Here is a 4,828-nt window from a genome sequence, read left to right as displayed (position 1 = left end):
GTAGGTATCCGCCCTCACCCTCGCGGCGCCTGCGAGCAGGATCGCGGTGATGATCGTCATCCAAACCAGCACGGACCAGCGGCGGCGGGTGACGTGGGTGGAAAGCGCGGCGAGCGCGCGGTCCAGGCGATCGCCCTGTGGCCGCTCGGGTGGGGGCGGCACGTCCCAAATGGCCAGCGCCGCCGTGCCGACCAGCAGCGTCATCACCCAGAGGATGAGCATGCTGATGGCCGCGAACATTCCAAGGTCGCGGATGGCCGGCATCCGCGAGCTTGCCAACGCCAGGAACCCGGCCGCCGTGGTGATGGCGGTAAAGAAGTTGGGAAGCGCCACCCAGGCCGCGCTGCGCGCCACCAGCTCGCGCCGCGCATCCCGGTCGAGCGATCCCGCCGTCCGCCGCTCGGCGTAGTAGTGGCCCACTAGGTGGATGGCGTCGGACAGGCCGATCACCAGCACCAGCATGGGGAGGATGCTGGTCACCTGCGTGAACGGCCGCCCGGTGAGCACGAACAGCCCCGTGGTCACGGACGAGACCACCACTGGCGGGATGAGCGCGATGGCCACCGCCCGCCAGCGGCGCAGGGCCACCCACAGCAGCGCGCCCATCACCAGGAACGCGATGCCCAGGTAGAACCCGCTGTCCTTGATGGTCTGCCGGTTCAGCGCATCGTACAGCACGCCAATGCCCGCAAAGTGCGCCGGCCGCCCCGCGGCGCCGAGCGTCGCCGCCACCTCCGCGCGGATGCGGTCCAGGATGTCGCCGCGCACCGCGTCGATGTCGTCGCGCGCGGCCATCTGCACCAGCAGCGTCGCCGTCCGTCCATCCTCCGAAACGAGCCCGGCCTTCTGCAGGTACGCGCGCGCCTGCGCCCACGTACCCAGGCTGTCGGCCAGGATGGCGGGCGCCGTCACCAGCTGCACGCCGTCGATGCGCCGCAGCCGGTCCGCCGTCCGCCGCTGAAGCTGCGCCTCGTCCGCCGCCAGCGCGTCGCCGGGCGCGCGGTAGGCGATGGCGACCACCTCGTCGTTGGCGAACTCGCGCACGAACTCGCGGTAGCGCACGAGCGCCGGGTCGTCGTCCACGAACCACACCGACAGCGAGTTGTCGGGCTTGAGCGCCGCCCCGGCCGCCACGAACGGCGCCACCGCGACGAGCAGCGCCAGCAGCGTCGTTCGCGGGCGCGTCGCGACGAGCTTCAGGATGCGATAAAGACGAGAGTGCGGCGGCATGGCGGGCGGATGAGAGGCACACGGGGCGGAGCGGGAAACATAGTGCCCACGGCGTGGCCGCGACACAATCCCGGGCACGGAAGGCGTCTCACACGGAGGGCACGGAGGCCACGGAGGAGGGTGGACGTCTGGCCTGGCGCCCGGCGAATGGCTACCGTTCCGGCCTGTCGATGATCGCGGATGATCGAGTTGTCGATTTCGCCGATGCTCGTTCGTCGCATGGATAGAACGGGGACGAACCCCGGCCACCAACCTACCAATCAGGAGCGGAAGCAATGCGAGTCATGGTGATCGTGAAGGCCAGCGCGGACTCGGAAGCCGGCGTGATGCCGCACGAGGATCTGCTCGTGAAGATGGGCGCCTACAACGAGGAGCTGGTCAAGGCGGGGATCATGCTGGCGGGCGAGGGGCTGCACCCCAGCAGCCGCGGCAAGCGCGTGCGTTTTACCAGCGGCGGCCACACGGTGATCGATGGCCCCTTCTCGGAAACCAAGGAGCTGGTCGCCGGCTTCTGGCTCTGGCAGGTGAGCTCGATGGAGGAGGCGGTGGAGTGGGCCCGGCGCTGCCCCAACCCCATGCCCGGCACCGAGGCCGAGCTGGAGATCCGCCCGGTGTTCGAGAACGAGGACTTCGGCGAGGCGTTCACGCCGGAGCTGCAGGAACTGGAAGACCGTCTGCGCGCCGAAGTCGCCGCACGCCAGTAGACCCCCGCCCCCAGGCACGTCGGGCGCTGACGAAAGATCCCGCGGGGCACCCGAGCTGCCCCGCGGGCGTGAGCGACTTGAATAATTCCCGACAATTCGTGAGATTGGGTGGCCTGCACAGGCAGGCCCTCCCCTACCCCATCACGGAGCTCCCGATGCGCAAGTTGAAGCTGGAATCGTTGCAGGTCGAATCGTTCGACACCGCGCCGGCCGCGGGTGAGCGCGGGACCATGTACGCCCACGAGGGCGGCCCGTCCATCGAGACCTACGACATCGAAAAGTGTGGCGACACGAGGTACTTCGATTGTACGTTCGGCTGCTCGGTCAACACCGACTGCGCCGCGGGCTGCGGCGAGACCGGCTTCGACTGCGCCTAGTCATCGACGGATCGGGAGCGTGCGCAAACCTTCTCTGCGCACCTCCCGATCCTCCGCAGCACCTCCGCACTGAAGAACAAGCCTTTTCGACGGCCCCTTGCTTGCGGCATCATCCTGGCGGACAGCAGGCCTCCCCTCTGCCCAGGAACGTCATGCATCCCAACGCCGCGCTCATCCACCGCTTCTACGACTCCTTCTCGGCGCTGGACGCGGCGGGGATGGCCGCATGCTACCATCCGGAGGTCGTCTTCAGCGACCCCGCGTTCGGCGAGCTGCGCGGGGCCGAGGCGGGCGCCATGTGGGCCATGCTCTGCGCCCGCGCCACGGACCTGGAGGTCAACGCGTCCAACGTGCACGCCGACGACGAGCGTGGGCGCGCGCACTGGGACGCGCGCTACACCTTCGGGCAGACGGGGCGAAAGGTGCTCAACCAGATCGACGCGGAGTTCGAGTTCCGCGACGGGCTGATCGTGCGCCACACCGACACGTTCTCGTTCTGGAAGTGGGCGCGCCAGGCGCTGGGCCCCGCCGGCCTCGCCCTCGGCTGGACACCCCCGCTGAAGAACAAGGTCCGCGCGATGGCGCTGCAGGGCCTGGACAAATACATGCGGGAGAGTTCGGACACCGCCAACCCGACGCAGGACCATGAGGAGGGTTGAGCGCGCGCTGCCCTGGGTCGGCAGCATCACGATCATCGGCGTGGTGTGCGCGTCCATTCTCTGGCTTTCCGTGCCCTCCTTCCTTCTGCTGGCCGCACCCACCATCCTGGTGGATACGCTTTGGTACTCGCTGCCGGACGGCGCGCGATCGAAGCCTCTCTACAATTTCCTGACAGGCGCCAGCCTGGTGGCTGCGCTCCTGCCGGCCGCATTGTTCTTCAAGCTCGCCCGGGGAGTCGAGCGCCGGCCTGATCGGGCGCGGCGGATTCTGCCCTGGTCGGCAGCCGTGCTGATCGTGCTGAGCATTACCTGGTACGTGGTGGGCTGGGATTACGGGCAGCAGTATCAGGGGCCCGTCTTCCTGTACCTGAACATCGCACTGGGCGTCGGTGCCGTATTCGCGATGGGTGCGCTCGCGATCTGCTGGCGGTCATGGCGCAGCCCCGCCCTGCCGATGCTCTTCTTGTGGTTCGAATTCGCCTGGGTGCTCGGGTGTGCCTTCCCGTGGCTTGGTGAAACGTTCTAACTCCCTCTCGATCGCTGCTCTTTCCCTCCGGCCCTCCAGGCCCGAATCGCTGATCCTAAAGAGATCGGCAGCCCCGCGAATTCGCGGAGGCTGCCGGTCGTCGTTAGATCCCGTCGTCACGCCGTCAGCCGCCGCACCACCTCCGCCGCGCCGCGCTTGTAGACGGTCAGGCACACCAGCTCGCCCTGAGGGTCGATCACCATCCAGTCCCGGTATCCGTGGCGCTTCTTGATCGTGAAGCCGGGCTGCTGCTCTGGCGCGGGCGCGTCGGGCTTCTGCTTGGTAGGCATGCAGGTCTCCGTCTCTCTTGACCCTCGCCGCCCGGCAGGGCTACACTTGCGGTAGCGGGCGGCCTTCGGGTCTGTTCGCGAGTGAGGCTGGCCGGTACTTCTTCGCGGGAGAACGGTCAGCCTTTTCTTTGTCCCTGCTGGTCTGCAATATAGTAGACCGGCAGCAGTTTGTCTATACTCATGTAGCCCGTAGATCACCAATGGATACGTCCAGTGAACGCGCACGATTTCGCGAGGCGGTTGACCGCCTCCGGCAGGCGTGCGGATACTCGATGGAGGACGTCGCCACCGAGTTCGGCGTGACGCTGAACATGGCGCAGCGTTGGCGCTCAGAAACGGGCCGCCACAAGCCACGGGCGGGATGGGAGCCCGTGCTGGCGGGAATGGCAAAGCGCGGCGCGGCGGCGAATCGCGAGCGGGCGGAGGCGGCGGACCGGTTGGCGAGGGAATTACAAGAGCTAGTAACCTGAGGGACAGAGAAGGAGAGCCGATGCCCGCCCCCTCTCCCGTGTGCTTTCCAACGTTAGCGTAGAGCCGGCAGTTCAGCCCGCTCAAATTCCTGCTCTGCCTCTAAGCGCGCCTCCGCCAAGCTGGCGCTGGAAAGATGAATCGTAAGATCCTGCGGGTTGGTGGCACCGCCCGTCTGGGTATTCTCGCGACTGTCAACCGGGGAACTGATTCGAAGGAGAGTACCGTTTCCTCCGTGTTCCGTATGGACCTGCAGGACAGAAGCATCAGTCAGCAATCCAAGCCTGACTACCTTCCGTCCGGTGCTGTACTGGCGCTGGCCAAAGGCGACAGTCGTGTCGCCGATCTCCAAAGAAGTTGAATTCCCCGAATCTGACGTGTAGCTAATCGTTTGCCCCGCGGCTCTGACCCACGTCCCGCTACCGATAATCCTGACCGTATTCCAGTCGGCATTCCCTTCAATCGTGATTGGATAGATCGGCATGGAAGTCTCCTTGCTTGAACGGTGACCATAGGGAGGATTGTTACAGCGGGAATTCTACTTTGCTTCTGCTCCTAGTTGGCGGTGGCGAGA

The 4,828-nt window shown here is 66.5% G+C and carries 8 protein-coding genes; 5 read left to right on the top strand and 3 right to left on the bottom strand.

Annotated features, from left to right (window positions below):
* The coding region (locus VIB55_RS03600) for an efflux RND transporter permease subunit (protein WP_331875301.1) at nucleotides 1-1,230 on the bottom strand (1,230 nt) is incomplete at its 3' end.
* Nucleotides 1,231-1,505: 275 nt separating this feature from the next.
* On the opposite strand from VIB55_RS03600, the gene VIB55_RS03595 reads away from it, so the two are divergent.
* The 4 genes from VIB55_RS03595 (at nucleotide 1,506) to VIB55_RS03580 (ending at nucleotide 3,496) form a co-directional block, all read left to right on the top strand.
* On the top strand, nucleotides 1,506-1,934 hold the full coding sequence (locus VIB55_RS03595) for a YciI family protein (RefSeq protein WP_331875300.1): 429 nt from the start codon (nucleotides 1,506-1,508) through the stop codon (nucleotides 1,932-1,934).
* 155 nt (nucleotides 1,935-2,089) lie between these two features.
* The gene (locus VIB55_RS03590) at nucleotides 2,090-2,311 is read left to right on the top strand and encodes a hypothetical protein (RefSeq protein WP_331875299.1); all 222 of its coding nucleotides are present in this window, start codon (nucleotides 2,090-2,092) and stop codon (nucleotides 2,309-2,311) included.
* A gap of 152 nt (nucleotides 2,312-2,463) precedes the next feature.
* A complete protein-coding gene (locus VIB55_RS03585; protein ID WP_331875298.1) occupies nucleotides 2,464-2,970 on the top strand; it encodes a nuclear transport factor 2 family protein in 507 nt (168 codons plus the stop codon).
* The gene (locus VIB55_RS03580; RefSeq protein WP_331875297.1) at nucleotides 2,957-3,496 is read left to right on the top strand and encodes a hypothetical protein; all 540 of its coding nucleotides are present in this window, start codon (nucleotides 2,957-2,959) and stop codon (nucleotides 3,494-3,496) included. Before VIB55_RS03585 ends, VIB55_RS03580 begins: the two co-directional genes overlap by 14 nt.
* A gap of 116 nt (nucleotides 3,497-3,612) precedes the next feature.
* Here VIB55_RS03580 and VIB55_RS03575 read toward each other — a convergent pair whose 3' ends face one another.
* The gene (locus VIB55_RS03575; RefSeq protein WP_331875296.1) at nucleotides 3,613-3,786 is read right to left on the bottom strand and encodes a hypothetical protein; all 174 of its coding nucleotides are present in this window, start codon (nucleotides 3,784-3,786) and stop codon (nucleotides 3,613-3,615) included.
* 272 nt (nucleotides 3,787-4,058) lie between these two features.
* Between VIB55_RS03575 and VIB55_RS03570 the strand changes: the two genes are divergently transcribed.
* On the top strand, nucleotides 4,059-4,256 hold the full coding sequence (locus VIB55_RS03570) for a hypothetical protein (protein WP_331875295.1): 198 nt from the start codon (nucleotides 4,059-4,061) through the stop codon (nucleotides 4,254-4,256).
* A 53-nt stretch (nucleotides 4,257-4,309) separates the two neighbouring features.
* Here the strand turns inward: VIB55_RS03570 and VIB55_RS03565 are convergent, their stop codons facing one another.
* Nucleotides 4,310-4,738, bottom strand: a complete 429-nt coding sequence (locus VIB55_RS03565; protein ID WP_331875294.1) for a hypothetical protein — start codon at nucleotides 4,736-4,738, stop codon at nucleotides 4,310-4,312.
* Nucleotides 4,739-4,828 lie beyond the last annotated feature (90 nt).

The organism is Longimicrobium sp., assembly GCF_036554565.1.
In the GTDB taxonomy this organism is placed as follows: domain Bacteria; phylum Gemmatimonadota; class Gemmatimonadetes; order Longimicrobiales; family Longimicrobiaceae; genus Longimicrobium.
This window is presented reverse-complemented; position numbering and strand designations above follow the sequence as displayed.

What these genes read in the sequence shown, in the direction of transcription:
- VIB55_RS03575 (WP_331875296.1), bottom strand. Translation starts at nt 3,786, where the DNA reads ATGCCTACCAAGCAGAAGCCCGACGCGCCCGCGCCAGAGCAGCAGCCC.
- VIB55_RS03585 (WP_331875298.1), top strand. Translation starts at nt 2,464, where the DNA reads ATGCATCCCAACGCCGCGCTCATCCACCGCTTCTACGACTCCTTCTCG.
- VIB55_RS03580 (WP_331875297.1), top strand. Translation starts at nt 2,957, where the DNA reads ATGAGGAGGGTTGAGCGCGCGCTGCCCTGGGTCGGCAGCATCACGATC.
- VIB55_RS03595 (WP_331875300.1), top strand. Translation starts at nt 1,506, where the DNA reads ATGCGAGTCATGGTGATCGTGAAGGCCAGCGCGGACTCGGAAGCCGGC.
- VIB55_RS03590 (WP_331875299.1), top strand. Translation starts at nt 2,090, where the DNA reads ATGCGCAAGTTGAAGCTGGAATCGTTGCAGGTCGAATCGTTCGACACC.
- VIB55_RS03565 (WP_331875294.1), bottom strand. Translation starts at nt 4,738, where the DNA reads ATGCCGATCTATCCAATCACGATTGAAGGGAATGCCGACTGGAATACG.
- VIB55_RS03570 (WP_331875295.1), top strand. Translation starts at nt 4,059, where the DNA reads ATGGAGGACGTCGCCACCGAGTTCGGCGTGACGCTGAACATGGCGCAG.